The sequence below is a fragment of the Frankia sp. CoBUL1 genome, from assembly GCF_978021245.1.
Genome location: NZ_CDXDOS010000029.1, coordinates 1 through 25,656, shown reverse-complemented (window position 1 = coordinate 25,656; position 25,656 = coordinate 1). Strand labels below are relative to the sequence as shown.

Genomic DNA, 25,656 nt, shown 5'->3' with positions numbered 1-25,656 from the left:
CCCCGCCCGTCTGCGCGGCTGATCGTCTCTGCCCCGGACGGCCACCACGCCAGGGATCTTGGACGTCAGTAGGAGCGGGCGATCAGGCAGACGAGGTCGTCGGCGTCGCTGCCGGCCTCGGGGATCCCGCCGTCCGGTGTCTGGATGCACCGCACGGTGAGCGCCTCCTCGGCGAGCTCGGCCTCGCCTTCCTCGCCGACAAGGCGCCAGGGGATCCGGGCGAAGCCGGCCCGGGCGGCCCGGGCGGCCTCGGCAACGGTGGCGACGTCCGTCGTCCGGCCCTCGCGTAGGGCCAGCGCCTCGGCGTACAGGTCGGCCTGCACCTCGCCCAGCAGCACCGGCACCCGCGCGGCGACCTCGGCCAGCGGCACCGGCACCTTCTCGGAGGTGTCCCGGCGCACCAGGGTGACGTTGCCCGCGCCCAGGTCCCGCGGACCCACCTCAACCCGTACCGGGATGCCCTTGATCTCCGCGTCGGTGACCCGCCGGCCGAAGGACAGCCCGGGACGGGCATCGACCTGCACCCGAAGACCGGCGTCGGTCAGCGCGGCGGCGATCTGGCGGGCCTTCGCGACGACGGTCTCCTCGTCGCGCACCGGCAGGACCACGACCTGCGTCGGCGCCAACCGGGGCGGGACACGCAGGCCGTTGTCGTCGCCATGTGCCATGATCAGCCCGCCGACCATCCGGGTCGAGCAGCCCCACGACGTCGTCCACGCCAGATGCCGGGCTCCGTCGGCGCCGAGGAAGTCGATGTCGAAGGCACGGGCGAAGTTCTGGCCGAGCTCGTGACTGGTCGCCATCTGCAGAGCCTTGCCGTCGCCCATCATGCCCTCGCAGGTCATAGTGTTGGTCGCGCCGGCGAACCGTTCCCGGCGCGTCTTCACTCCGACGAACACCGGGACCGCCAGTACCTGCGTCATAAAGTCGCGGTAGACCTCGAGCGCGATCCGACGGGCGTAGGCCGCGGCATCGGCCTCGTCGGCGTGCGCGGTGTGGCCCTCCTGCCAGAGGAACTCGCTGCTGCGCAGGAACAGCCGGGGACGCAGCTCCCACCGGACCACGTTCGCCCACTGGTTGAGCAGCAGGGGCAGGTCACGGTAGCTCTGGGTCCACTTGGCCAGGTATTCGCCGATCACGGTCTCGCTGGTGGGCCGGACGACTACGGGCTCCTCCAGCTCCTTGCCGCCACCGATGGTGACCACCGCCAGCTCCGGGCTGAAGCCCTCGACGTGCTTGGCCTCCCGGCGCAGGTAGCTCTCGGGGATGAACAGGGGGAAGTAGGCATTGACGGCCCCGGCGGCCTTGATCCGGGAGTCCACCTCGGCCTGCATGCGTTCCCAGATCGCGTAGCCGTACGGTCGGATGACCATCGTCCCGCGGACGGGGCCGTTGTCGGCCAGCTCGGCCTTGGCGAGCACGTCCTGATACCAGCGCGGAAAGTCGGTCGAGCGGGAGGTAAGTACAGCCACCCCGCCACGATATTGCCTCGACCACGGCTCGTGGCCCCGGGGACCGGCACCTGTTGGGTCCCCGCCCCGGCGGGCGCCCCCGGATGCCGCTCGGAAGGCGCCTCGCGCCGGTTGCGGTCGTCCCGGCTGACGGCCCGTCGCCAGAGTGGACGGTCGCCAGAGTGGACGGTCGCTGAGGAGACGGTTCAGGTCCGGCCCGGATCGCCGCCGCGTCCGACTGGCTGCCCGTCGACCCCGCGCCGAGCATCCCGCGAAACCTCCTGGAATACCAGTGAGACGTCCACGTCGCCGTGATGGCTGACCAGCGCGGCCGTGGGGGGGACGAGGATCATCGCGGTGGTCAGGTCGGCAGCGGTGGCTCCCGGGGCGAGGAGCAGCTCGTGCTGGACGAGTAAGCCATCGTTGACGGTGACCACCTCGGCCAGTGACCGTGGCCGTCCCCCGATGACCGGACGGGGTTCCGGTAGAAGATCGTCGTTATCGACGGTGTTCATGTTCTGGTCGTCCTCCGTTGTCGTGTCGCATGTCGTGCCGCGTCTGGTTGGTGCCGCCGGCACGGGGTGCGCAGCGCCGGCCCCGGGTCATCCGGCCAACCGGACGCGGCGGTACCCGCGGGCCCCGCGCCATGCGGTCTGCGGCTTGCCGGACCCCGCCGATCCGCCGCGTGACGGGACATCGTCGTCCCGCCACGCGGCGGTGGCTGGCCGTGGCGCGCTTCATCGCCGGGCGGGACGGCTCCCGGTGGGCGGGCGCAGGCGGATGCGCTGGTCGGGTGGAACGGACGGGTCGTGGTGCTCTTCGGCTACGCCGTTGCTTCGGCTACGCCGTTGATGCTGTCAGCCACATCGATGTTGCTTTACAGCAAAGCACGCGAACGCGGGGTTGGCTACCGGCGATCTGTGCTCAGAGTGGACGTCTGGTAACAGAAGACGAAGGTCCTGATCAGCTGCGTAGCGCGGCGCGCGGGTTGGCCGCTTCGCCGGCTCCGTCCCGCTGCGTCGCAGGGCGCGGCGCCCCGGGCCGGACATGACACGCGTCGGTGAACTTTCGATGCTTGCTGCGTCGGAAGGTTGACAGCGACGATGCCGCTCGATGACCATGAATGATCAAGTTCCGAGCGGCTCGGCGTTCTTCCTGTCAGACTCTCGCCTGTTCCTGTCCGTTCTCATTAGGCTCCCGTCCGTTCTCGTCACGCTTCCGTCCGTGACCAATGGTCACTTGTTCACGGCGTTCCGGGCGTGGCGTGATGTTCGGGACGATGGGCGAGAGTGGCTATCTGTCGATCATTTGATGCGCACAGTCATGATCGGATTGGCCATTGGCTGGCTAACCAACCACGAAGCCGGTGATATGGATGTGTTCCGGTTGGTGATGGGTCCGCGTTCGCGGACGTTCACCTTACGTTCATTCGAGGTGGCTTCGATTCTCGTCGGCGCCCCAGTCCAGGGGGCGGACGATTCGGCGCCGTAGCGCGCAAGAACGAAGGGCTGCTCGTGAACCGAGGCAAGCGTCAGGCCGCCATCGGGGCTGCAATGGTGGCACTGCTCACTGTGGCGGCGTGTGGCACCGACGACAACAGTGACTCCGGCGGCACCGAGGCGAAGCCGTCGAACGGGGCGAGCGCGATCGCCTGCGAGAAGGGCTCCATTACCGGATCGGGTTCCTCCGCGCAGAAGAACGCGATGGACGAATGGGTCAAGGCGTACCAGAACGCCTGCGACGGAGCAAAGATCAACTATCAGTCGACGGGGTCCTCGACCGGTCGGCAGCAGTTCGTCGCCAAGCAGGTTTCCTTTGCTGGTTCCGACTCGGCGCTGAAGGACCAGCAGAAGACCGACGCGGACAAGCGCTGTACCCCCGGTACGGCTGTCGACCTGCCGATGGTGGTCGGCCCGGTCGCGCTTATATACCATCTCTCGGGTGTCGACAAGCTCCAGCTGTCTGCCCCGACGATAGCGAAGATCTTCTCCGGTGCCATCACCAAGTGGAACGACCCGGCGATCACGGCGGAGAACAGCGGGGTTACTCTGCCTGACGCGCCGATTGCCTCGGTGCACCGGTCCGACGGTTCCGGCACCACCGACAACTTCACCAAGTTCCTGAAGGGCGCGGCCGGCGCCGCTTGGACCTTCGACTCCGGCTCGGACTGGAAGGCCCCGGGCGGCCAGGGTGCCAAGGGCAGCGACGGGGTGACTGCGACCGTGAAGTCCACCGAGAACTCGATCGGTTATACGGAGCTCTCCTACGCGGAGAACGCCGGGCTGTCCACGGTCGCGGTCAAGAACGGTGCCGGAGAGTACGTCAAGGCGAGCACGGATGGTGCCTCCCTCGGCCTGAGCACCGCGAAGGTTGCCAGCGGTGACGATCTGAAGCTCACCTTCGACTACACCGCGTCGACCAAGGGGGCCTACCCGATCTACTTGGTCACCTACGAGATCGCCTGCACCACGGGTCTCCCGGCCGACCAGGCCAAGCTGGTCAAGTCCTTCCTGACTTACACCGCGTCGGACGCGGGCCAGTCCTCGATCGCCGACCTTGGTTACGCGCCGCTGCCGGACTCGGTAGCGACTCGGGTCCGCGCGGTGGTTGACAAGCTGTCCTGACGTCGATCTGACGCAGCTCCGATCGGACTAGCCGGTGCCCGCGGTGGGGTGAACAGCCCCACCGCGGGCCCGTCATTCGTTGACGACGACGGTGAGAGCAGCCGGGAACGGCCAGCGCATTCAGGCCAGACCAGCAGCACCAGACCAGCAGCACCAGACCAGCCAAGACGGTGACGGCCAGGGCATCTCACGAGCGGGAAGTCGAGTTCGGAGCACCAGGGGAAGAGGACTCATGACGACGGAGCCGGACAGCTCGGCGGACGCCGAGTCTCGGGGTGCCGCTTCGGCGACGGCCCCATCGGGAGGTGATCGGCCGGCCGGCGGGCTGGCGGACACCTCGACAGGCAAGGCCAAGGTCGGCGTCGCTGACCTGATCTTCAAGAATGCCACCCGCACGGCCGGGGTCGGGCTGCTGGTACTGATCGCCGCGATCGCGGCCTTCCTGGTACTGCGCGCCACCGATGCCCTCGGCGCCAATACCGGGAACTTCTTCACCACGGAGGAGTGGTTCCCCAACGCCACGCCGCCGGTTTTCGGCATCGCCGCACTGCTGTTCGGCACGATGATCACCGCTGCCATCGCAATGATCATCGCTGTTCCGGTCGCGGTGGGTATCGCTCTGTTCATCACGGTGTACGCGCCGCGCCGGATGGCCTCCGCCCTCGGCTACATCGTCGATCTGCTGGCGGCCGTGCCGAGCGTCGTCTACGGCCTGTGGGGGCTGCTCGTGCTCGCGCCGCACATGAAGGGCATCCAAAGCTGGCTGACCGACTACTTCGGGTGGATCCCGCTGTTCGAGACCGATCGCGGGGTCGGTCGGTCGATCTTCGTTGCCAGTGTCGTCCTCGCGATCATGATTCTGCCGATCGTCGCCGCGCTGTCCCGCGAGGTGTTCCTGCAAGTGCCCAGTGCGCATCGGGAGGCGGCGATGGCGCTGGGCGCGACCCGCTGGGAGATGATCAGAACCGCCGTCCTGCCCTACGGCAAGCCGGGCGTCATCAGCGCCTCGATGCTGGGCCTCGGGCGGGCGATGGGCGAGACCATCGCGGTTGCCCTGGTCCTGCCGGCGTCGTTCAACATCTCCTGGCAGATCCTCGCGCCGGCCGGTAACACCATCGCCGCGAACGTGGCGAACGGATGGGGCGAGGCCAACGACATCGGCCGCGGTGCGCTTATCGCGTCCGGTCTCGTGCTCTTCATCGTCACCATGCTGGTCAACATCATCGCTCGCGCCATCATCGCGCGGCGGCGTGAGTTCTCGGGGAGCGCCGCATGAAAACCGCGACCGTTCCCGGTAGCGCCGTCGCGGGCGGTGAGGACCGGCTGCAGCTGCGGGGCCGGGTCCTGCCCCGCTGGGTACCGCTCGCTGCCGCTGCCGGTGCCGTCGTCCTGACGGTCCTGATCTATCTGGTGACCTCGATCTCCAGCAGGATCCAGTTCCTCCTGCTGGTCGCCGTCTTCTTCATCCTCGCGATGACCGTGGCCTCGACGCTGGTCGAGGGCGCCCGCCGGGCCCGGGACCGGTTCGCGACGAACCTGGTCTACGCCGCCTTCCTGCTAGCGGTCATCCCCCTGCTCGCGGTGCTCGTGAATGTGATCGAGAAGGGTGCGAGGCGGCTGCGCCCCGGGTTCTTCACGCACTCGATGAACGGCATCGGTGCCCGTGACGTCGGCGGTGGCATCTACCACGCGATCATCGGCACGGTGGAGCAGGTCGCGTTGGCGAGCCTGCTGGCCGTGCCGTTCGGTCTGCTGGTGGCCATCTACCTGGTGGAATATGGCCGCGGCCGGGTCAGCCGGGTGATCAGTTTCTTTGTCGACGTGCTCACCGGTCTTCCCTCGATCATCGCGGGTCTGTTCATCCTGGCGTTCTGGATCCTCGCCCTTCACCAGGGCTTCTCCGGATTCGCGGGTGCCCTGGCCCTCACGGTGCTCATGATTCCGATCGTGGTGCGCTCCGCCGAGGAAATGCTGAAGCTCGTTCCGGACGAGCTGCGGGAGGCCAGCTACGCCCTCGGGGTGGCGCGTTGGCGGACCATCCTCAAGGTGGTCGTCCCCACCGCGTTGCCCGGGATCGTGACCGGCGTCATGCTCGCGGTCGCCCGCGTTGCCGGCGAGACCGCGCCGCTGCTGCTGACCGTCTTCGGCACGAACCTCATCAACGCCAACCCGTTCTCCGGGGAACAGTCCGCACTGCCGCTGTACATCTACTCGCAGGCCGGCCAGCCGCAGCAGGCGGCGGTGGACCGGGCCTGGGCCGCCGCCCTGGTACTCATCATCATCATCATGCTGCTCAACTTCATCGCTCGTCTGATCGCCGGACGCTCGCGGCTGTGATGGCCCTGGCTCGGGACGGCGGCGTGGCACAGATCACGCCCTATTCCATTCTCGCGTCCTATCCCATCCCATCCCATCTGATCCGATCATCTGAAACAGCATCCAGGAAGATCGTGAGTCGAGGTAGCCATGGCCACCCGCATCGACGTTTCCGGGCTGACGGCGTACTACGGGAAGTTCAAAGCCGTAGCCGACGTGAACCTGACCATCGAGCCGAAGAACGTCACCGCATTCATCGGGCCGTCCGGATGCGGAAAGTCGACGGTGCTGCGCACGCTCAACCGGATGCACGAGGTGCTTCCGGGGGCCCGGGTCGAGGGGCAGGTGCTCCTCGACGGTGAGGATCTGTACGGGCCCGGGACGGACCCGGTGGCCGTCCGCCGCACCGTCGGGATGGTCTTCCAGCGACCGAACCCGTTCCCGACCATGTCCATCTACGAGAACGTCATCGCCGGGCTCAAGCTGAACGGGGTCCGCAAGAAGGCGCTCCTCGACGAGCGGGTCGAGGAGTCACTGCGGGGCGCGAATCTCTGGGAGGAGGTCAAGGACCGGCTGGGCCGGCCGGGCGCGGGCCTGTCCGGCGGGCAGCAGCAGCGGCTCTGCATCGCCCGGGCGATCGCGGTGGAGCCGCAGGTCCTGCTGATGGACGAGCCGTGCTCCGCGCTCGACCCGATCTCCACTCTTGCGATCGAGGATCTGATCGCGAAGTTGAAGTCGAGCTTCACCATCGTCATCGTCACCCACAACATGCAGCAGGCGTCGCGGGTCAGCGACTCGACCGCCTTCTTCTCGTTGGAGAAGACCGGCGACCCCGGCCGCCTCGTCGAGTACGACAAGACCTCGCAGATCTTCAGCAACCCCAAGGAAAAGCGGACCGAGGACTACATCTCCGGACGGTTCGGCTGACGGCCGGGGGGATTGGCGGACAGGACGCGCGGATGCTCCCGGTACCGTGTGGGGCCGGTCAACCGGGGGGGCAAGACCGTGGCTCGGCAGGCGAGGACCCGGCGGTTTCGGCAGGCCCGGCGGTTTCGGCAGGCGAGGACCCGGCGGTCGCGGCAGTAGACCCGTCAGCCGACGGACGTCGGTACCGCGGCCCGTCCGGTGGGCCGCGGAGACGGACGACGGGCACCGGGCCGGGGAGCTTCCCGGCGCTGTTGATCGCGGACGAGGACGTCGACGACGGCATGCTCGACGCCTTCGTCGAGAACGGTGTCGAGGTCAGCGTGGTGGCCGACGGGGCGCTGGCCCTGTTGGAGATCGGTCTGCGACATCCGGCCGCGCTGCTGATCAGTGCCCGGCTGCCCGTGGTGGACGGGGTGACCGTTGTGCGGACGGTGCGTAGCGTGCCCGGTCACGACGACGTGCCGATTCTCCTCGCGGTCGGCCCCGATGACCGGCCGCGAGCCGCCGCCGGACTCGACGCGGGGGCCAGCGCCTGCGTCGGCAAGCCGTACCGGGTTCCCGAGGTCCTCGCGATGGTGGGGCTCATCGGAATCGGACGGGCCGGAACGTATCCGCCTCGGATGCACGAGCCGGAGGTGCTGCGCGGCGGACGGGTGCAGCTGGACCGCGCGGCACACGAGGTCCGCCTCGACGGGGCCGTGGTCCCGGTCCCGCCGCGGGAGTTCCGGCTGCTCGCGCTGCTCCTGGAACAGGCGGGCCGGGTCGTCCCGCGCGAGACGCTGCTGCGGGAGGTCTGGGGTTCGGCGCAGACGGAGACGAACACGCTTGCCGTGCACGTGCGGCGGCTGCGGCGGCGGCTGGGCGAGACGGCCGGCCAGCCAACGGTCATCGAGAGCATCCGCGGGGTCGGCTACCGCTTCCGCGCCGTTCCCGATCCGGGTTGAGCCCTTCCGCAGGGACGTCAGCTGGGCAGCGCGTAGACGCCCGGCGCCACCCGTACCACGAGACCGTCGTCGATCAGCCCGGCGAGGGCGCGGGTCCGCTGCACCGGATCGTCCCAGACCTGGTCGAGGATCTCCTGACCCACCGCCGGACTGGCGTCACGCAGGACGGCGAGCAGCCGGCCGCGGACCTGGCGGTCGGTGCCGGCGTACCCCTGGGGCCGGCGCGCGGGTCCCGCGCTCGGCGGGCTGCCCGCGGACACCCACGCACACCGTCCCAACAGGGGGCAGGCGGTGCAGCGAGGCGCTCGGGCAACGCAGACCAGCGCGCCGAGCTCCATGAACGCGGCGCTGGCCCGGGCGGCCGTCTCGGTGTCCGGCGGCAGCAGCTCCGCGATCTCGACCAGGTCGCGGCGGCTGACCGTGGCCGGCGGGTCGGCTCTTCCCTCGACGGCCCGGGCGAACAGCCGGCGCACGTTGACGTCAACGACCGGATGACGCTGGCGGAAGGCAAAAGCGGCAACCGCCCGCGCGGTGTACGTCCCGATGCCGGGCAGCGCGAGGAGATCGTCGAGGTGTTGGGGGATCTCGCCGTCGTGCCGTTCGACGACGACGGTCGCCGCCTGGTGCAGCCGCAGGGCGCGCCGGGGGTAGCCCAACCGGCCCCACGCCCGGACGGCCTCCCCGGCCGGCTCGGCGGCGAGCGCGGCGGGCGTCGGCCACCGGTCCAGCCATGCCTCCCAGACCGGCAGCACCCGGCTGACCGGGGTCTGCTGCAGCATCACCTCGCTGACCATGATTGCCCAGGGGCTCGTCAGGGGACGGCGCCATGGTAGGTCTCGGCCACAGACGGCGAACCAGTCCAGGACGAGATCGGCCAGTGGTCCGGACGCGCTGCTGATTCCGGCTGTGCTGGCTGTGCTGGTCATTCCCGCCATCGTGCCAGGCGACCAGGCCGGCCGGAGGCGGCAGGCGGCCTCCCGTCGCCTTCGGCTACCACACGTAGCATTACCGTGTGCAGCGTTACTATACGTAGCGTTCGAGAATGCTTGACTCGGCGAGCCGGGAGAGGCCCTCGCGGACCGCTCGGGCGCGGGTCTCCCCGACGCCGTCAACGGCCTGCAGATCGTCGACCCCGGCGGCGAGCAGTTTCTGCAGGGTGCCGAAATGGTCGACGAGCCGGTCGACCACCATCCGTGGCAGCCGGGGCACCTTCGCCAGCATGCGGTAACCGCGTGGACTGATCTGCCGGTCCAGGATGTCCGCCCCGCCGGAGAATCCGATCACCCGGGCGAGGACGGTGAGATCGAGCAGGTCGGTCGGAGACATCGCGGACAGCTCACCCAGGACCTGCGCGGGCGTTCCCGCCTTCGACCCGATCGGCAGATAGTCGCGGACGGTGAGTTCACGCTCGGTCTGGACCCCGGCCATCAGCTCCTCGAGCTGCAGGGACAGCAGCCGGCCGTCGGTGCCGAGTTCGACGACGTAGCCTTCGATCTCGTCGGCTATGCGGCGCACCATCTCCAGCCGCTGGCTCACCGAGATCGCGTCGCGGACCGTGACGAGGTCCTCGATCTCCAGCGCGGACAGGGTGCCCGCGACCTCGTCTAGCCGCAGCTTGTAACGCTCGAGGGTAGCCAGGGCCTGGTTCGCCCGGGACAGGATGGCGGCCGAGCCGTCCAGCACGTACCGCCGCCCGGCGACGTACAGCGCGATGATGTGCATCGACTGGCTGACCGAGATGACGGGGAACTCGGCCTGCTTGGCGACCCGCTCGGCGGTTCGGTGCCGCGTGCCGGACTCCTCTGTCGGCACCGTCGGATCCGGCACCAGATGCACCGCCGCGCGGACGATGCGCTGCAGGTCGGACGACAGCACGATCGCGCCGTCCATCTTGGCCAGCTCACGCAGCCGGGTCGCCGAGAACTCCACGTCGAGCTCGAAGCCGCCGGTGCACAGACCCTCGACGACCTTGTCGTGGCCGAGGACGATCAGTGCGCCGGTGTGCCCGCGCAGGATGCGTTCCAGACCGTCGCGAAAGGGGGTTCCGGGCGCGACCGCGGCCAGTGTCGCCCGGAAGATGTCGTCTCCGGGTGGTCCTGCCATCAGGCTCCCTCAGCTCCTTGGCTTCCCCCACCGTCTCCCATTACCACTGTCGTGATGCTATCGGGGCGACGGGAGCCAGTGGGGTCCACCTCATCGTGAAGTACCGATATGGTTAGAAAAATACACACTTTCTATGTTTCATGCATTTTGCTGATCGCGCCGATCAGGTCGGGTACCTCGGTGACTTTCATGCCGTCCGGAGCCGGGCCGGGGTCCGCCGGAACGAGCGCCCGGCGAAAGCCGAGCCGGGCCGCGGCGGCGAGCCGTTGGCGTACCGAGCCCACCGCGCGGACCTCCCCGGCCAGGCCGACCTCGCCGATGGCGACGAGATCGGCAGGCAACGGACGGTCCCTGGCCGCGCTGACGATCGCCAAAGCCGTCGCGAGGTCCGCCGCGGGCTCGGCCAACCGAACCCCGCCGACGGTCGCGGCGTACACGTCGGCCCGGCCGAAGCGCACCTTCGCCCGGCGCTCGACCACGGCGAGAATCATCGCCACCCGGGCCGGATCGAGCCCGGACACGGCGCGCCGGGGGATCTGCGCCGAGGTTTCCGCCACCAGGGCCTGAACCTCGGCGACGAGTGGCCGTCGGCCCTCAACCGTTACGGTGACACAGGTTCCCGGCACCGCCTCCAGCCCCGCGCCGCCGGACCGGGACAGGAACAGCCCGCTCGGGTCGGCGATGCCATGGATACCGGAATCGTCCATCTCGAAACAGCCGACCTCGTCGGCTGGTCCGTACCGATTCTTGCCCGCGCGGACCAGGCGCAGTGCGGAGTGCCGCTCGCCCTCGAAGTGCAGCACCACGTCGACCAGATGTTCCAGGAGGCGTGGTCCGGCGACCAGACCATCCTTCGTGACGTGGCCGACAAGCACCGTCACGAGTCCCAGCGCCTTGGCCGTCCGGATCAGGGCCGCGGTGACCTCACGGACCTGGGTGACCCCGCCCGCGGCTCCGTCCACCCCGGCCGCGGAGATGGTCTGCACCGAATCGACCACCAGCAGGGCCGGTGAGACCTCCTCGACGTGACGCAGGACGGCGCCGAGGTCCGTCTCGGCGGCGATCCACAGGTCCTCGTGCAGCGCGCCCGTCCGACCCGCCCGCAGCCTGACCTGCGCCGCGGACTCCTCCCCGGTGACGACCAGGGCGCGGGCACCGGCGGCGGCGCTGCGGGCCGCGACCTCCAGTAACAGGGTGGACTTGCCGACCCCCGGTTCCCCGGCGAGCAGGATCACGGCGCCGGGAACGAGGCCGCCGCCCAGCACGCGGTCGAGCTCGTCGATCCCGGTCGGACGACGCCGCGTCGCGGTCACGTCAACGGACATGACCGGCAGAGCCGGTGCCGTCACTGCGGCGGACGAGGCGGAACGACCCCCCGCGACCAGGCCGGCCCCCCGGCGTGGGGCGGGGGCCTGGGCCTCCAGCGTGCCCCACTCCTGGCAGCGCGAGCATCGTCCCGCCCACCGCACGGACTCCGAGCCGCAGCTGTTACACCGGAACCCGCCTGAGGCCGCACGACTCGACGGGCGACCGCCGGCCGACGGGCGAGTGGATGCCATGGACGCAACGTTAGTCCGCTGGTCCGACATGTCGGCGACAGCGGCGCGCGGAATGGGTTCCCGGGTGTCGGGTACCCGCGAATGGGGGGATACCTCGGCCGGATCCCGCTGGGTGGGTCAGCCCAGTGGTGGGTCAGCCCGCGGTGGTGGCGCCGGCCGCAGGGCTCGCGGCGGGGGCCGACGTGCCCCGGGAAGCGGCGGTCGACGAGGTCGTGCCGACCGTCGAGGTCGGCGTGGCGCCGGCCGACGGCGAGGCGGACTGCGCTGCCCGCGGCGTCCCGGTGACCGCGCCCGGCGCCGCCGAGGCGCCGGGCGCGGGCTGCTCTACCGGGACGTCCAGGGTGATGCTGCCGGCCTTGGCGAAGGTGATGGTGACGGGCACCTGGGACCCGATCAACAGGTTCTGCTGGACGTTCTGCAGGGTCGGCGCGGAGCCGTCGGCAATGAAGATCTTCCCGGAACCGGGTGGCAGCTCGGCGGGGCTCGGGACCTTGCCGCCCGCCGCCAGGGGGGAGGACACGCCGATGATGGTGTCAGGCTCGGTGCCCGCGTTGAAGAACGCCGAGACGATCTGTGCGGAGTCTCCCCGGGACAGCGGGCCTGCCACATAGACATTGCGTAGCGTGATGCTGCCGACGGCGCTCGAGACGCTGTTGGTCGTGGTCCGGGCGAGGTTTGTCACCGCGTCGTTGCCGGAAGCGCAGCTTGCCAGGCCAGCGGACCCGACCACCGAGGCCAGGAGCGCGACACCGATCCGGTGGGAGGCGATGCGCCGCCTGAAGGTGGACTGTCGGCCGGCGTCGTGGCCCGACTCCGGGGCGGCGGACGCCCCGCCGACGGCGGGTGTGGCTGACGTGAAACGGGCACCCAGACGGCGGCTCACAGCTCGGTGGCTCCTCCTGCGCGAGACCGGTGCCTCGGGTGCGCACCGGTGCTGGTTGACGGTCGCCCCGGGGAGCGACCACCGGTGGCGCCGCCTCCACCGCTGGCCGTCGTAACCGGTGCGGAGGGGTCACCCCCGGTGCCCGGATGATTCGGTCTAAGACGGTCCGTCTCCCGACTCACCCGTGCGGGGCTAACACTAGCCATCCCCCGGCATCACGTGCGGCGGCTGTGGGCGGTACGAGACCCGCGGATCCGGCCCAGGAGCACGCCCGGGCCGGATTTCGGCGCCCTATCCGGGCCGGCTGGCCTGGGCGATCGGTCCGAGCGACCCCGGACGTGGGCAGCATCACGGCGTGGGGGGAGTCACGACCTGTCGGGCGACCCGGCGGGCGCCGTCCGTTCCGTGGTGATAGCCCATTTCATGACGAGATGACCGTTACATAGCGATGTATCGCGATGTGTCCGGCGTGTCGAGATGCGTCACGGCGGGACCGGTCGGGTGGGCCGGGGCCCGGGCGGGACCCCGTGCCGGCCCGCGCCGGGGGTTCGCCACGCGGCCCGCGCTCAACGTATAGCCAACATCCGCCGGATCGTTACCCATTTTACCTGGTAGGACATCTTCGATGTCGGTGCGCGGCGATCTGACGGGTGGCTGGGCGGATCTGTGTCCCTGGGTGTCCGTCCTCCGGAGCGGGTGGCCGGAAGGCGGCGCCGGGTCCCTCACCTTGGCGTTGCTGGTCTTGGTACCTGCAGCGTGCGTCTGACCTGCGGCGATGCGTGCGTGTTACGCTGGTAGAGGCGGAAGGGGCACGTGACACATGGCGTTCCAAGTCGGCGAGACCGTTGTTTACCCGCATCATGGTGCTGCTCTGATTGACGCGATTGAAACTCGCGTCATCAAGGGCGAGGAAAAACTCTATCTCGTGCTGAAGGTCGCTCAGGGCGATCTGACTGTCCGAGTTCCGGCCGACAACGTCGGTATGGTCGGGGTGCGTGACGTCGTCGGGCAGGACGGGCTGGAACGGGTGTTCGAGGTGCTCCGCGCCCCGCACACCGAGGAGCCCACGAACTGGTCGCGACGGTACAAGGCAAATCTTGAGAAGCTCGCCTCCGGCGATGTGAACAAGGTGGCTGAAGTCGTCCGTGACCTGTGGCGACGCGATCGCGAACGCGGTCTTTCCGCGGGCGAGAAGCGAATGTTGAGCAAGGCCAGGCAAATCCTCGTCAGCGAGCTTGCGCTCGCCGAGGGCACCAACGAGGACAAGGCGGAGGCCATGCTCGACGAGGTTCTCGCCGGATGATCGTAGGCTCGTTGGCGCAGGCGTAGTTCGTCCGGCCGACAGGCGATCTATTCGGCACGGCATGATAATCCGGAAAGGCATTCTCTTTCCGGGAGACCGCCGTCCCGAGCGCGTTGCCGACTCAGGTTCCGGCTGAGTGGGCGTCGAGACGGTGGTGGGCGGTGTTGCGCCCACCGGCGGCTCGCGCCGAGCCGGCTGGATCGGCCAGGCCCTCGTGGCGGATGGCACACGGGAGGTCCTGTGGTGGGCGAAGGTCACCGGTTGCCGGTGGCGAGCCCCCGGGCGGCGGCGATCGTGCCGGCTGCCGGCCGGGGTGAGCGGCTGGGGGGAGGTACTCCCAAGGCGCTGCGAGCCCTCGGAGGCAGGCCCATGCTGGTGCGCACGGTGGAATCGTTGCGTCGCTCCAGGCTGGTGACGCAGATTGTCGTCGCGGCGCCACCGACGCTGGTCGATGCCGTGGCCCAGTTGCTTGGCGGGGACGTGTATGTGATCGCCGGAGGCGCCGAGCGGGTGGATTCGGTCCGCCGCGCCCTGCGAGCCGTGGACGACGACGTCTCCGTGGTACTGGTCCACGACGCCGCCCGGCCGCTGACGCCCCCCGAGCTGGTCGACGCGGTGGCGGCTGCGGTGCTCGACGGACATCCCGCGGTGATTCCCGTCGTGCCGCTGGCCGACACGGTCAAGGAGGTGGACGCCGACGGGCGGGTGGTGCGTACCCCGCCGCGGGACGGTTTGCGAGCCGTGCAGACCCCGCAGGGATTCCGCCGCGACGTGCTGAGCGCCGCGTATGCGCTCGAGGACATCGCCGTGACCGACGATGCGGGCCTGGTGGAGGCTCTGGGAGTGCCGGTGACGACCATTCCCGGCGTGCAGGAGGCATTCAAGGTGACTCGACCGGCGGATCTCGTGCTCGCCGAGGCGCTACTCGCCCGCTGCGACCCCGCGGACGACGCCCGGCCCGCGGAGGCCCGGTCCGAGGAGCCTCAGTTCGCGGGTGCCCGGTCCGTGGACGCCCGGAGTGGCGGATGACCGGCGGCCCGCGGTGGGACGAGCCCGTCGTGGACGCCGCGCCCATCAGCCGGCAGGCCCCCGCATCCAGCTTGGTGAACACGGTGATCCTGCCCCGGGTCGGCGTCGGGGTCGATGTGCATCCGTTCGCCGCCGGCCGGCCGTGCTGGGTGGCCTGCCTGGAATGGCCGGGGGAGACCGGGCTCGCCGGACACTCCGACGGGGACGTCGCCGCACACGCGGCCTGTGACGCACTTCTCACCGCCTCGTGCCTCGGTGATCTGGGTCGGGTGTTTGGCACGGACCGACCGGAGTACGCGGGTGCATCGGGCGCGGTCCTGCTGGCTGAGACGGCTCGGCTTCTCGGTGCCGCCGGTTGGGCGATCGGCAACGTCTCGGTCCAGGTCATCGGGAACCGGCCCAGGATGGCCGGGCGTCGCGAGGATGCGCAGAAGGCGATGTCCGTGGCCTTGGGCGCATCGGTGAGCCTGTCGGCCACCACCACCGACGGACTCGGCCTCACCGGGCGGGGCGAAGGCTTGGCCGCCATCGCGACCGCGCTCGTCATCCGCGCCTGACGGCGGGCCCGCCAGGCGCGGATATGCCGTTTTGTCATCGACTGACTGCGTGCCGGCGCGGAGATGAGAGGGTGAGCCGACCCTGGCCCCTCCCCGAGGAGTCTGATGGCTGACCGCCTTCCCGAGCCGGTGAGGGCCCTTGCCGACGCCCGGACCTACGTCGTTCTGGCGACGATCCAGCCCGACGGCTCGCCGCGGATGACCGTGCTGTGGGTGGACCGCGATGAGGACGAACTGCTGCTGTCCACGGTGCGGGGACGTGCGAAGGAACGCGACATCGCAAGGGATCCGCGGGTCGGACTGATGTTCCTCGACCAGGGCGATCCCTACGGTTACGTCGAGGTCCGCGGGACCGCGACCCTGACCGAGGAGGGCGGCCGGGAACTGATCGACCGGCTGTCGGTGAAGTACACTGGAGATGTGTACCGGTGGGATGATCCGGATGAGGTCAGGGTGGTCGTCCGGTTCGTGGCGGACCGGGTACTGACGGTCGGCTGACCCTCCCCTTGGGTCCCGTCGATCGAGCGGGGGCCGTACCCTTGACAGATGGGTCTCCACCTCTACGACACGCGCAGGCGGCGTGTGCGGCCATTCGAGCCGCTACGCCCCGGTCACGTGGGCGTCTACGTGTGTGGGCCCACCGTGCAGGCGGCCCCGCATGTGGGCCACATCCGCACGGCGCTGCCCTTCGACCTGCTGCGCCGGTGGCTGGTGCAGTCCGGCCGTTCGGTGACCTTCGTGCAGAACGTCACCGACATCGACGACAAAATCATCATCAACGCGGATCGGGACGGCACCTCGGTCTGGGAGCTCGCCACCCGGCAGACCCGCGCGTTCGACGACGCCTACCGCACTCTCGGGATCCTGCCCCCGACGATCCAGCCGCGCGCCACCGGTCACATCCCCGAGATGATCGCGCTGGTGTCGGCCCTCGTGGAGGGGGGATACGCGTACGCCAGCAGCGGTTCGGTCTGGTTCCGGGTGGGTGCGTTCGCCGACTACGGAGCACTGTCCCACCAGCGACCCGACGCGATGCAACCGTCCGTGGAAGCCGAGCCCGGCAAGGCCGACCCCCGCGACTTCGCGTTGTGGAAGGCAGCCAGGCCCGGTGAACCGTTCTGGTCGTCCCCCTGGGGTGACGGCCGGCCGGGCTGGCATCTGGAATGCTCTGCGATGGCCGGAAAATACCTCGGCCCGGTCTTCGACATCCACGGCGGCGGACTCGACCTGGTTTTCCCGCACCACGAGAACGAACGGGCCCAGACGGTCTGCGCCGCCACGGCCCGCCCGGCGTCGAACGCGGCTTCGGCCGATTCGCCCGGCCCCGGTGGTGGCGAGCCCGGTAGCGGCGAGATGGCGCGCTACTGGATGCACGTCGGCCTGCTGACGACCGGCGGGACGAAGATGTCGAAGTCGTTGGGAAATTCCGTCCTGGTGGCCGACGCCCTCGACGCGGTCCGTCCGCAGGTTCTGCGTTATCACCTGCTTTCCGCGCACTACCGGTCCATGCTCGAGTACAGCGCCGAGGCACTGGCGGAATCCACCGCGGCCCACGACCGGGTGGAGACCTTTGTCCGCAACGCGTTGGACATCCTCGGCGGGCCCGGGGAGGCGGCGGCCCTGGCGGCCGACGAGGTCGTCTCGTCGGTGGCAGGGGCGCAGCCGACGGTGGCCGGAGCCCGGCCGGTGCCGGTTCCCGGGCCGGGTGGTGAGTCGAGGCTCACCCCGCGGCGGGCCTGGTCCGATTTCACCATCGCCATGGACGATGATCTCGCCGTCGGGCGTGCGCTGGCGGCCCTGTTCGGCGCGGTGAGTCAGGGAAACCAGGTGCTGTCGAAGGCCCACAGCCGGGAGCTGGCCGGGTGGGTGGACGTGACCCGCCGGATGCTGAACATCTTCGGTCTCGACCCGCATGAGCAGTGGCCCACCGCAGGTGCCGAGTTCAGGCCGGCGCTGGACGGCGCGATGCAGGTCGTGCTGGATCTGAGGTCCGCGGCCCGGGCCCGACGGGACTACGCGGAAGCCGACGCCATCCGGTCGAGACTGGCAGCCGCCGGCCTGATCGTGGAGGACACTCCAGAGGGCCAGCGCTGGCATCTGGCCTGATCCGATCGGCGGGTCGCCTGCCGCCCCGGACAGCGGCAGGCGACCTGGTAGATCAGCGGGCGCGCAATGTGATGCGCGTCCAGGCGCCCAGGTAGACCCGGTCCCCGTCACGAAGCGGAACGGGCTGGCCGGGCTCGATGGGGTCCGGTTCGTCGTTCAGTCGGGTGCCGTTGGTGGAGCCCGGGTCGCGGACCGCGTAACCGCCGTCGGGCAGCAGTTCGAACAGGGCGTGGCTGCGGGAGATCCCCGGGTCCTCCGGCGCTCCGGACAGGTCGATGTCGGGATGGATGCCACGGGACTCGCTGCGCCGTCCCACGAGCATCTGAGAGCCGGCCAAGGCGAAGACCCGACGAGGGTAGAAGGTCGGGAACGGGACCCGGTGGTCGTCGCCGCTGTCGTAGTACTCGCGCTCCGCCTCGACGATGGCCTCCCAGACGGTGCTGCCCGCCGACGCGCGGTCCCGGTCCCATCCGGCACCACGCCCGGAGCCGGCCCGCGGGTCGTCGAGGACCGCGTCACGGGGGTCGACGTGGCCGCCGCGGGTGCCGCCGAGTTCCGGATCGCCCAGTCGCGGATCGCCCAGTCGCGGATCGCCCAGCCGCGGGTCGGCGCCGGGCCGAGCGTGCCGCGGGTCGGTTGTGTGCCGCGGGTCGGTTGTGTGCCGCGGGTTGCCGGTGACCCGGTCGCCGGCTGGCGCGGGCGGGGCGGAGGCGTCCATGCCCAGCGGGTCCGCACCGTAGCTGTACTCGGCGTCGCGCCGGCTCCGGCGGTGCGTGTCCGACTCGCGATCAAGGTCGCCCCGCGGGTCCGGATATCCACCCGGCGTCCGGCTGTCGCGGCCGGTGGGGTAGCCGCCCCGGTCGGCCCGGTCGTCATGGCCGCGGCTGTACGGGCCGCGATCGTAGGGATCGCGGGGATCAAGGTCGGGGTAGCCGCCCGGGACGCGCTCCTCGCGGCTGTCGCGGCCGGTGGGGTAGCCGCCCCGGTCGGCCCGGTCGTCATGGCCGCGGCTGTAGGGGTCGCGGTCGTAGGGATCGCGGGGATCGAGGTCGGGGTAGCCGCCCGGGACGCGCTCCTCGCGGCTGTCGCGGCCGACGGGGTAACCGCCACGGTTCTCCGGCGTGCCCCAGTCCCGACCGTAGGGATCGCGCCCGTGGTCGATCCGGTCGTCGGGGGCCGGCCGCTCGTCACGCCCGCGTGGGTAAGGGGCACGATCATAGCCACCGGGCGGGCCGTAGGGGTCCTCCTGATAACCGCGGCCCCCCCGGGACTGGTCGGGGTAGCCGTCGCGGCCATACCCGCCATACGCGTCGCCGCCGCGCGGGTCGCCGCCGCGCGGCGGGTCCGTCACCCCGGGCAGGTCGGCTGGCGAACGGCGGATGCCCAACGGGTCGTAGCCATCTGGACCGTCCGCATCCGGGCCGGTCTGCTCGGCTGGCCCACGCCGGCGGTTCCCGTCAGCCGAGCGGCCGGGGGCATCTGCTCCGTAGGGAGCTCGCCCGCCGTCCTCCGGACGGTATTCGTACCTCTCCTGACCACTCATGATCCCAATTCCGCACCGATCGCAGTAGTCGGGTCGTGAGACAGGTGCCCCGTAGGGCATCGTGCCCTCACCTGATCACCGGTTCACCCGGAGGGTCCTCGTCGACCGTGTGTCAAGGACCATCTCATCGATCTTCTTGGCGTTCTTCTTCAACCGAACCGTACCTGTTGTGGCATTGTCGACGTGAACCACCTTCTGTAGGAGGCGGTAGGTGTCTCCGTTGCCGGAGGCGAGCGCCAGCTGAGCGCCGCGTCCGAGCAACAGTGTCGCAGTCGCCTCGTCGTCGGCCCGACGCGCCTCCAGACCCCGTAGCACCGCGGCCGCGAGTTCCGCCTGGTCGGTGTAGTGGGCGACCGGGTCGTTGATCCGGCTCCGCTGGGTCTCATTGTCCGTCCAAACCGCTCGGACCAGCGCCTTTGACGTCACCCGGCCGTCGACGACGAGGCTGACCCGCGCCGCCCGCGCCTCGGTTCCCAGCGCGCGGGCGGGCACCTGGACATTCAAATGGTAGTCGCGCGACTCGATTCCCCACGCGCCGGTACGGTACCGGAAGGTACTCGTTCTGGTAGACCTCCGCGGCGAAGGCACTCATCAGTCCTCCACCCGGGCGGCCACCACCGTGATGTTGTCGTGTCCCCCGGAGTTGATGGCGAAGTCGACGAGGTGGCGGGCGACGTCGATGGCCTCGCAGCGGGGTGGGAGCTGGTTGACGAGCGCGGCCATCACGTCTGGCCGGGACGCGTAGTTCCACAGCCCGTCGCTGCAGACCAGTACCGTGGCCGGCGCCTCGATCGGGAACATCTCGGTGTGCGGCGCGACGTCCTCGACGTCGCCGCCCAGCCAGCGGGTGAGGGTGTGCGCCCGCCGGTGCGTCTCGGCCTCGTTGGCCGGGATGAGCCCCGCGCGCGCGGCCTCGGCCGCCCAGGTGTCGTCGGCGGTCAGCCGCTCGCACCAGCGCGGACCGAGCAGGTAGACCCGGCTGTCGCCGACCCAGCCGACCGTGACCATGCCCGGCCCGTCCGGGGTCGGCGGGGTGACGATGGCCGCGGCGAACGTGCACGACGGCGCCATCCGCCCCTCGGCCGCGCTGAGTTGGGCGATGGTCGCCTGGGCCGCGTCGACGGCGGCGTGCAGCGCGGCCTCGGCGTCCTCCGGGGAGAACCCGCCGACGACCGCGCGGGGCGATGTTCGCGGCTTCTTGTAGTCGGCATACGACGGTTCGAGGATGTCGAGCATCTCCTCGGCCCGGCTGACGCCGCGCGACGGGCGGGTGCCGTGGTGGACGGGGCGCCCCGGGCCGTGGGCACGCACCGCATCCGCGAGGACGGCCATGGCGGCGGTCGCCGCGGCGGCCGAGGCCTGCCCGGAGCCCGGAGTGGTCGATACGCCGTCACACACCACCGCGATCAGCGTGCCGTACACGACGGCCAGGCCCATGGCGTCCTCGTTGGTGGTGTGCCGGACGCCGCGGTCGCACACGCCGGCGAGCTGGCCGAGGTCGACCTCGCTGTGGTCGGCGTCGCCGTGGCCGGGGTTCGGACCCTCCAGCCCGTGACCACAGACCTCGCAGTACCGGTCGTCGGTATACACCGGTGCCGCGCACACCGGGCAGCGACCCAGGTCGTCGTCGAGTTCGAACGGCCCGCTCCCGGTGATCTGGTAGGCGACCGTGGGGGCGTCGTCATGCGGGTTGAGGTCCACCGTCATGCCGCCGGGAGAAAGCGGACGCGGCCGGAAACAGCCGGGAGAACGCATGCGGGCGGTGTGCGCAGAGCCATGTGCTGGGTGCCTCCTGCCCCTGACGATCGGGTCGCTGACGGCCGGATCGTCGATGCTCGCCGTGGCCGTCTCGGGACACCGACGGCGCGCGCCCGATGATCGGCCGAAGTGGTCGCACTCGTCGAGCTGGTCATCACACATTCATGAAGACGTATTCCCCCAGCTTCCCCCACGGCACGTCGAGGGTGTAGATCGCCGTGCCGGCGACCTGATCCGACGCGCCCGCCATCGTCGGCGGGCGACCCTAAAAGAGCGTAAAGGCCGGGGGTGGATGGTGGCAGGGCCCCCGCATCCCGGGGAACCCCGGGCCTGCTGATCGGCGTGGTCACGCGGCCGCCGCTCATGACCCGCACCTCCGCTCGCGTCGTCACGTCGTCTCCCCGGGTCCGCCTGGGCCGCCTGGGCCGCCGGGCCGGGAGGTGGCGCTCAACGTTCTATGCCGGGCATTCTCCAGGAATGTCACCGCCGCGGCGGTGACACCGCCAGGTCGGGGAGCACACCCGCCGAACGCCCGCGGCGGCGTGCCGCGCGGCCCGGCCGCCGTGACGAGCGCGGTACCGTAGGCCTCCACTCCGCCGAGCATGGTGAGACTGGCATCGAGATCGTCGATGTTGATCAGGTGGCACCCCGCCTTCGCCATGGGTCACCACCGGTCTTCGGCCCGCGACCACCCGGCGGCGGGTGGAAGAACGATGCGCACCTGACCCTCCTGACGCCGGTGAGGAGCGGCCGGACCACATCAGGTCGGGCCGTGGGCCTGCCGGCCCTCAGGATAGGGCGCCGGATCCCCGGAAACGGCCATGTCGAGGTATGCCCATGGCAGAGCTCCTCCGCCGAGTTCCTGCCGAGCGCGCCCCGACACGGCGGTGTCGTCCGCCGTATACCGTGGTCACATGGTCATTCCCCGGGCGTGTAATGGTCGGTGGTCCTGATGGCCGGTGCCGCTCGCCGGGACAGCGGGATCGCCCGCGGCGGTCAGGGCGGTCGGGCCGCCAAGGCCGGTTCCCACCGCAAGGGGGCCTCCACGGGCAGCGGCGGTCACGGCCGCAAGGCGCTGGAGGGCCGTGGGGCCACTCCGCCCGCGCAGCTGCGCCCCGGCCATCCCGCCCAGCGTCGTGCGGCGGCGGCTGCTGCGGCCCGTTCCGCCTCGGCCGGAGCCGAGCGGAGTCGAGCGGCCGCCGGCCGGCGCGGGGATGGTGGCCGCGCCGTCGCAGCTGCGGCCACCACCGGGCCGAGCGCCGTGGGGGGTTCCGCGGGGGCCGGGCGCCCACGGCGGACCGAGGGCGACGAGCTGGTGGTCGGGCGCAACGCGGTGGTCGAGGCGCTGCGGGCCGGGGTACCGTCGTCGACCCTTTTCATCGCCGGCGGGCTGGACTTCGACGAGCGGCTCGCCGACGCCCGCCGGCTCGCCGGGCGGGCCGGGATCGCCGTGGCCGACGTCGGCCGCACGGATCTCGACCGGATGTGTGGCACCGCTCCGCATCAGGGTCTCGCCCTCGTGGTACCGCCGTTCCGGTATGCCCATCCGGATGATCTCCTCGCCCGCGCGCGCTCGTCTCCGCCGGGTCTGCTGGTGGCGTTGGACGGGGTCACCGATCCTCGCAACCTCGGGGCCGTGGTGCGCTCGGCCGCCGCCTTCGGTGCCCACGGCGTCGTCGTCCCGGAGCGTAGGGCCGCCGGCGTGACCGCCGCGGCCTGGAAGACCTCGGCGGGGGCTGCCGCCCGGCTGCCGGTGGCGCGCGCCACCAACCTCGCCCGCACGCTCGTCTCCTACGCGGCGGGCGGCCAGTTCGTTGTCGGTCTGGCCGCGGACGGTGAAGTGAGCATCGACGAGCTCACGATGGCGACCGACCCCCTCGTCCTGGTGATCGGTTCCGAGGGATGCGGGTTGTCCAGGCTGGTCGAGCAGCGCTGCGACGTGAGGGTCCGGATCCCCATGGCGGGTGCGGTGGAGTCCCTCAACGCGGGGGTGGCCGCCGGGATCACGCTGGCCGAGATCGCCCGCCGCCGTCGGATCGGCTGAGCCGGCCGATCGGTGGGTCCGCCGGGTCTCCGCCGGGCGGGGCCGCGGAAGTTGAGCTGGCCGACGTCGCCGTGACCGGGAAACCGTGACCGGGAAACGTAGCGTGCAGCCCCGTGTCCCGTCCGGGACACGGGGCTGCTGGCCGCGCGCCGATCAGTACCTGCCGGGCGTGGACGGTGAAGGCTGGTGCGGGAAGCCGGGCAGCTCAGATCTTGTGACCCCAGCACGGCTTCGAGGCGTACCAGGGGCTCGTCCCCTGCTGGGCGTACAGGATGCGGGCGCGCTGCCACTGCTCGGCGACGCTGGCGTGCTGCGGCAGACCCTTGCCGCCGACCCCGCGCCAGGTGCTGGGCAGAAACTGGAACAACCCGCCGGCGCCGATGGAGTTGACCGCGCGGGGGTTCCCCCCGGACTCACACGGGATCACCTTGGAGAGGAAGTGGTCGGCGTTCGTCGACGCGCTGGCCGGTTGGGACAGCGCGAGGCCACCGCCGATCGAGGCCGCGAGAGTGGTGGCGGCGATCAAGGCCCGGGAACCGAGCCTGATGCGGTTGAGGCCACGAGCGAGCGAACGAGCGTTGGACATTGAGTTGCCCTTCCCCACGCCTGCGAGGTGAGCTGTCGGGTTCGGGCTGGGAATGCCCGGCCGCGCATCGCGGCTTCACCCCGAGGACGTCTTTTATCGGCGCCCGGAATTGGTTCCCCCGCTCCTGCCAAAGGTTTGATTCTCGTCGAGCGGGGGCAGGATTCGGCGTGCCGCCCGACGCATGCCATCAGGTGACGGCACGGCAACGAACATAGCTGAGAGTGACCCGGGGAAAACAAGAGTACGTGAGGATGCACACAGTGCACCCCACTTACTTGTCCCGATCTTTTTAATGGTGTTTCGCGCCCGCGTGCGCGCCCGATCCTAGAGGTTGTTCAGTGGGCTGAAAATCCCCAGTTCGTGGCTGGGTCGTCACGCTGACGGTAAACAATAAGCGATGCGTGGAGAATCTGTTCCGCCGCGTGGCGATCGAGCCTCCACTACCCGCTGCCGGCAGTCTCCAACCAGGTTCCGAAAAAATCTGTGTCGACGTTCCGGCGGACCCGCACCTATCGCCTGCTTTCCGGACTATACGGCACGAGGGAACCATGTCATATGTCGGATCTACCAGTCCGTGTCGGACACCCGGTCCCGGCGCTGCGCCGTCGGCACGTCGGCACGTCGGCATGCCGCCACGCCGCCCGCGGGGCGGGTGCGTTCGGGCTGGTCAGCGGTTGTAGGACCAGGCCGAGCCGGTACCCCGGTACTGCTCCACCGGGATCGGTGTGGTTCCGGCCCGCATCCGATCCGTGTAGAGCTGACCGTGCAGGTGATCGATCTCGTGAGCGACGAGCCGCGCCAGCCCCTGCCGATAGACGGTGATGTGCCGGTTGCCATCGATATCGGTGTGTTCGACGTGCAGCTCCAGCGGCCGGGGGACGAGGCCACGGACGTCGAAGAAGCTCAGGCAGCCCTCGTACTGCTCGTCAGTCTCCCGGGAGGTCTCGATGACGTTGGGGTTGAGCAGCGTGAGCGTGTCGCCGCCCGCGGTACGCACGATCGCCGCGGCGCGGTTGATGCCGACCTGCGGCGCGGCGATGCCCAGGCCCTTGCCGAAGGTGTGCAGAACGGACACCCGTTCGAGGGCGGAGGACAGTTCGGTGACGACCCGGCGCGCGTCTTCGGCCTCGTTGGGCAGGGCGAAAGGGCGGGCCGGCTGCCGCAGGATCGCCTCACCCTCCTGCACGATGCCGACGGCCGCCATCTGATCGCTGGGACGTGTTCCGGTCTCCGTGGCCGGATCACGTTCCGGCACGGTGGCCCGGAAGTTCCATTCCAGTCGGTAGCGGGCGTGCAGCGGCGGCTCGGTGGTCGACCAGGTGAAGACCCGTCGGTCGCCGGAGTCGGTGCGGGCGATTGCGGTCCGCAACGGGAAGGCATCGGCGGTCATCGACGTCTCCATGCCCCAGACCACGGGATCCAGCTCGGCCGGAAAGTCCAGCCGGACCGAGAGGAAACTCGTCGGTACCCGCACGGCACGCTGGAACCACGGCCCCCACTTCTCCCTGCTCACCTGGTAGCTGTAGTTGATCCATGCCGATTCGCCGGGATAGAGCGGAAATCGTCCTCGGCTGTTCTCGAAGAGCAGCCAGACCTCCTTGAGCGCGTCCCAGTCGGTCTTGACCTGCCAGGCCATCTGCTCGCCGCCACAGTGCGCGCTGAGCTGGAGGTCCTCCCAGCGCAGCGGATCGGATCGGTACAACCGCGCGGAGCGTTCCGGATCTCCCGGGAACCGGTCGACCGATATCCGCATCAGATACCGGGTTACCGGTTCGCTGCCGGCGTTGAGAAGACGTCTTCGCTGGTGGGCGACGTACATGCTGTCGTCGTAGCGGAGTTCGGCCCGGTCCTCCTCGACGACCAGGCCCCCCGGTTCGGGGGGGGCCGGCCCGGGCCCTCGGCGACGACGGGACCGGGCCGGCC

The 25,656-nt window shown here is 70.2% G+C and carries 24 protein-coding genes and 1 riboswitch; of the genes, 12 read left to right on the top strand and 12 right to left on the bottom strand.

The genetic code is table 11. The features are described 5' to 3' along the window. Positions 1-65: 65 nt before the first annotated feature. Positions 66-1,472 carry a proline--tRNA ligase gene (gene proS, locus AC08OX_RS04710; protein ID WP_476606682.1) on the bottom strand — a complete coding sequence of 469 codons (1,407 nt, stop codon included), beginning with the start codon at positions 1,470-1,472 and terminating at the stop codon, positions 66-68. A gap of 185 nt (positions 1,473-1,657) precedes the next feature. Continuing rightward, positions 1,658-1,966, bottom strand: coding sequence for a hypothetical protein (locus tag AC08OX_RS04705; RefSeq protein ID WP_023840709.1), 309 nt, complete (start codon positions 1,964-1,966; stop codon positions 1,658-1,660). Positions 1,967-2,564: 598 nt separating this feature from the next. Here AC08OX_RS04705 and AC08OX_RS04700 point away from each other — a divergent pair. From AC08OX_RS04700 to AC08OX_RS04675, 6 genes are all read left to right on the top strand, one after another. Next, positions 2,565-2,942, top strand: a complete 378-nt coding sequence (locus AC08OX_RS04700; protein WP_476606681.1) for a hypothetical protein — start codon at positions 2,565-2,567, stop codon at positions 2,940-2,942. A gap of 23 nt (positions 2,943-2,965) precedes the next feature. Continuing rightward, positions 2,966-4,075, top strand: coding sequence for a phosphate ABC transporter substrate-binding protein PstS (gene pstS, locus AC08OX_RS04695; RefSeq protein ID WP_476606680.1), 1,110 nt, complete (start codon positions 2,966-2,968; stop codon positions 4,073-4,075). Between the two features lie 232 nt (positions 4,076-4,307). After that, a complete protein-coding gene (gene pstC, locus AC08OX_RS04690) occupies positions 4,308-5,351 on the top strand; it encodes a phosphate ABC transporter permease subunit PstC (RefSeq protein WP_476606679.1) in 1,044 nt (347 codons plus the stop codon). Beyond that, positions 5,348-6,412, top strand: coding sequence for a phosphate ABC transporter permease PstA (gene pstA / locus AC08OX_RS04685; RefSeq protein ID WP_476606678.1), 1,065 nt, complete (start codon positions 5,348-5,350; stop codon positions 6,410-6,412). The genes pstC and pstA overlap by 4 nt, the downstream gene beginning before the upstream one ends. A 129-nt stretch (positions 6,413-6,541) precedes the next feature. Beyond that, positions 6,542-7,318 (top strand): phosphate ABC transporter ATP-binding protein PstB, encoded by a 777-nt coding sequence (gene pstB / locus AC08OX_RS04680; protein WP_476606677.1) that lies wholly within the window; start codon positions 6,542-6,544, stop codon positions 7,316-7,318. Positions 7,319-7,350: 32 nt separating this feature from the next. Then, positions 7,351-8,262 (top strand): response regulator transcription factor, encoded by a 912-nt coding sequence (locus AC08OX_RS04675; RefSeq protein WP_476606676.1) that lies wholly within the window; start codon positions 7,351-7,353, stop codon positions 8,260-8,262. 17 nt (positions 8,263-8,279) lie between these two features. On the opposite strand, the gene AC08OX_RS04670 is transcribed toward AC08OX_RS04675, so the two are convergent. The 4 genes from AC08OX_RS04670 to AC08OX_RS04655 form a co-directional block, all read right to left on the bottom strand. Further along, positions 8,280-9,197 carry an HhH-GPD family protein gene (locus AC08OX_RS04670; RefSeq protein WP_476606675.1) on the bottom strand — a complete coding sequence of 306 codons (918 nt, stop codon included), beginning with the start codon at positions 9,195-9,197 and terminating at the stop codon, positions 8,280-8,282. 88 nt (positions 9,198-9,285) lie between these two features. Continuing rightward, positions 9,286-10,365 carry a DNA integrity scanning diadenylate cyclase DisA gene (gene disA / locus AC08OX_RS04665; RefSeq protein ID WP_476606674.1) on the bottom strand — a complete coding sequence of 360 codons (1,080 nt, stop codon included), beginning with the start codon at positions 10,363-10,365 and terminating at the stop codon, positions 9,286-9,288. Between the two features lie 131 nt (positions 10,366-10,496). Further along, positions 10,497-11,954 (bottom strand): DNA repair protein RadA, encoded by a 1,458-nt coding sequence (radA, locus tag AC08OX_RS04660; protein ID WP_476606673.1) that lies wholly within the window; start codon positions 11,952-11,954, stop codon positions 10,497-10,499. 103 nt (positions 11,955-12,057) lie between these two features. Next, entirely contained in the window at positions 12,058-12,807 is a 750-nt protein-coding gene (locus AC08OX_RS04655; protein ID WP_476606672.1) for a copper chaperone PCu(A)C domain-containing protein, read from the bottom strand. Positions 12,808-13,627: 820 nt separating this feature from the next. Between AC08OX_RS04655 and AC08OX_RS04650 the strand changes: the two genes are divergently transcribed. The 5 genes from AC08OX_RS04650 (at position 13,628) to AC08OX_RS04630 (ending at position 17,802) form a co-directional block, all read left to right on the top strand. Further along, positions 13,628-14,110 (top strand): CarD family transcriptional regulator, encoded by a 483-nt coding sequence (locus AC08OX_RS04650; RefSeq protein WP_006545253.1) that lies wholly within the window; start codon positions 13,628-13,630, stop codon positions 14,108-14,110. 243 nt (positions 14,111-14,353) lie between these two features. Further along, positions 14,354-15,139, top strand: a complete 786-nt coding sequence (gene ispD / locus AC08OX_RS04645; RefSeq protein ID WP_476606684.1) for a 2-C-methyl-D-erythritol 4-phosphate cytidylyltransferase — start codon at positions 14,354-14,356, stop codon at positions 15,137-15,139. Further along, a complete protein-coding gene (gene ispF / locus AC08OX_RS04640) occupies positions 15,136-15,696 on the top strand; it encodes a 2-C-methyl-D-erythritol 2,4-cyclodiphosphate synthase (RefSeq protein ID WP_011438608.1) in 561 nt (186 codons plus the stop codon). The genes ispD and ispF overlap by 4 nt, the downstream gene beginning before the upstream one ends. Before the next feature lie 105 nt (positions 15,697-15,801). Beyond that, positions 15,802-16,194, top strand: coding sequence for a PPOX class F420-dependent oxidoreductase (locus AC08OX_RS04635; RefSeq protein WP_476606671.1), 393 nt, complete (start codon positions 15,802-15,804; stop codon positions 16,192-16,194). Between the two features lie 48 nt (positions 16,195-16,242). After that, the gene (locus AC08OX_RS04630; RefSeq protein ID WP_476606670.1) at positions 16,243-17,802 is read left to right on the top strand and encodes a cysteine--tRNA ligase; all 1,560 of its coding nucleotides are present in this window, start codon (positions 16,243-16,245) and stop codon (positions 17,800-17,802) included. A gap of 52 nt (positions 17,803-17,854) precedes the next feature. Here AC08OX_RS04630 and AC08OX_RS04625 read toward each other — a convergent pair whose 3' ends face one another. From AC08OX_RS04625 to AC08OX_RS04610, 4 genes are all read right to left on the bottom strand, one after another. Then, positions 17,855-19,345 (bottom strand): FHA domain-containing protein, encoded by a 1,491-nt coding sequence (locus tag AC08OX_RS04625; protein WP_476606669.1) that lies wholly within the window; start codon positions 19,343-19,345, stop codon positions 17,855-17,857. A 75-nt stretch (positions 19,346-19,420) separates the two neighbouring features. Continuing rightward, complete coding sequence (locus AC08OX_RS04620; protein ID WP_476606668.1) at positions 19,421-19,837, bottom strand: hypothetical protein; 417 nt, start codon at positions 19,835-19,837, stop codon at positions 19,421-19,423. 99 nt (positions 19,838-19,936) lie between these two features. After that, positions 19,937-21,052: a PP2C family protein-serine/threonine phosphatase gene (locus AC08OX_RS04615; RefSeq protein ID WP_476606683.1), complete on the bottom strand. Its 1,116-nt coding sequence runs from the start codon at positions 21,050-21,052 to the stop codon at positions 19,937-19,939. Positions 21,053-21,491: 439 nt separating this feature from the next. After that, entirely contained in the window at positions 21,492-21,764 is a 273-nt protein-coding gene (locus tag AC08OX_RS04610; protein WP_476606667.1) for a hypothetical protein, read from the bottom strand. A gap of 291 nt (positions 21,765-22,055) precedes the next feature. On the opposite strand from AC08OX_RS04610, the gene rlmB reads away from it, so the two are divergent. After that, the gene (gene rlmB / locus AC08OX_RS04605; protein WP_476606666.1) at positions 22,056-23,147 is read left to right on the top strand and encodes a 23S rRNA (guanosine(2251)-2'-O)-methyltransferase RlmB; all 1,092 of its coding nucleotides are present in this window, start codon (positions 22,056-22,058) and stop codon (positions 23,145-23,147) included. A gap of 205 nt (positions 23,148-23,352) precedes the next feature. Here the strand turns inward: rlmB and AC08OX_RS04600 are convergent, their stop codons facing one another. Together AC08OX_RS04600 and AC08OX_RS04595 are read right to left on the bottom strand one after the other, a co-directional pair. Continuing rightward, entirely contained in the window at positions 23,353-23,733 is a 381-nt protein-coding gene (locus AC08OX_RS04600; protein WP_476606665.1) for a transglycosylase family protein, read from the bottom strand. 2 nt (positions 23,734-23,735) lie between these two features. After that, positions 23,736-23,911: riboswitch (cyclic di-AMP (ydaO/yuaA leader) on the bottom strand. Positions 23,912-24,400: 489 nt separating this feature from the next. Next, on the bottom strand, positions 24,401-25,656 hold a 1,256-nt coding region (locus AC08OX_RS04595), incomplete at its 5' end, for a peptide deformylase (RefSeq protein ID WP_476606664.1).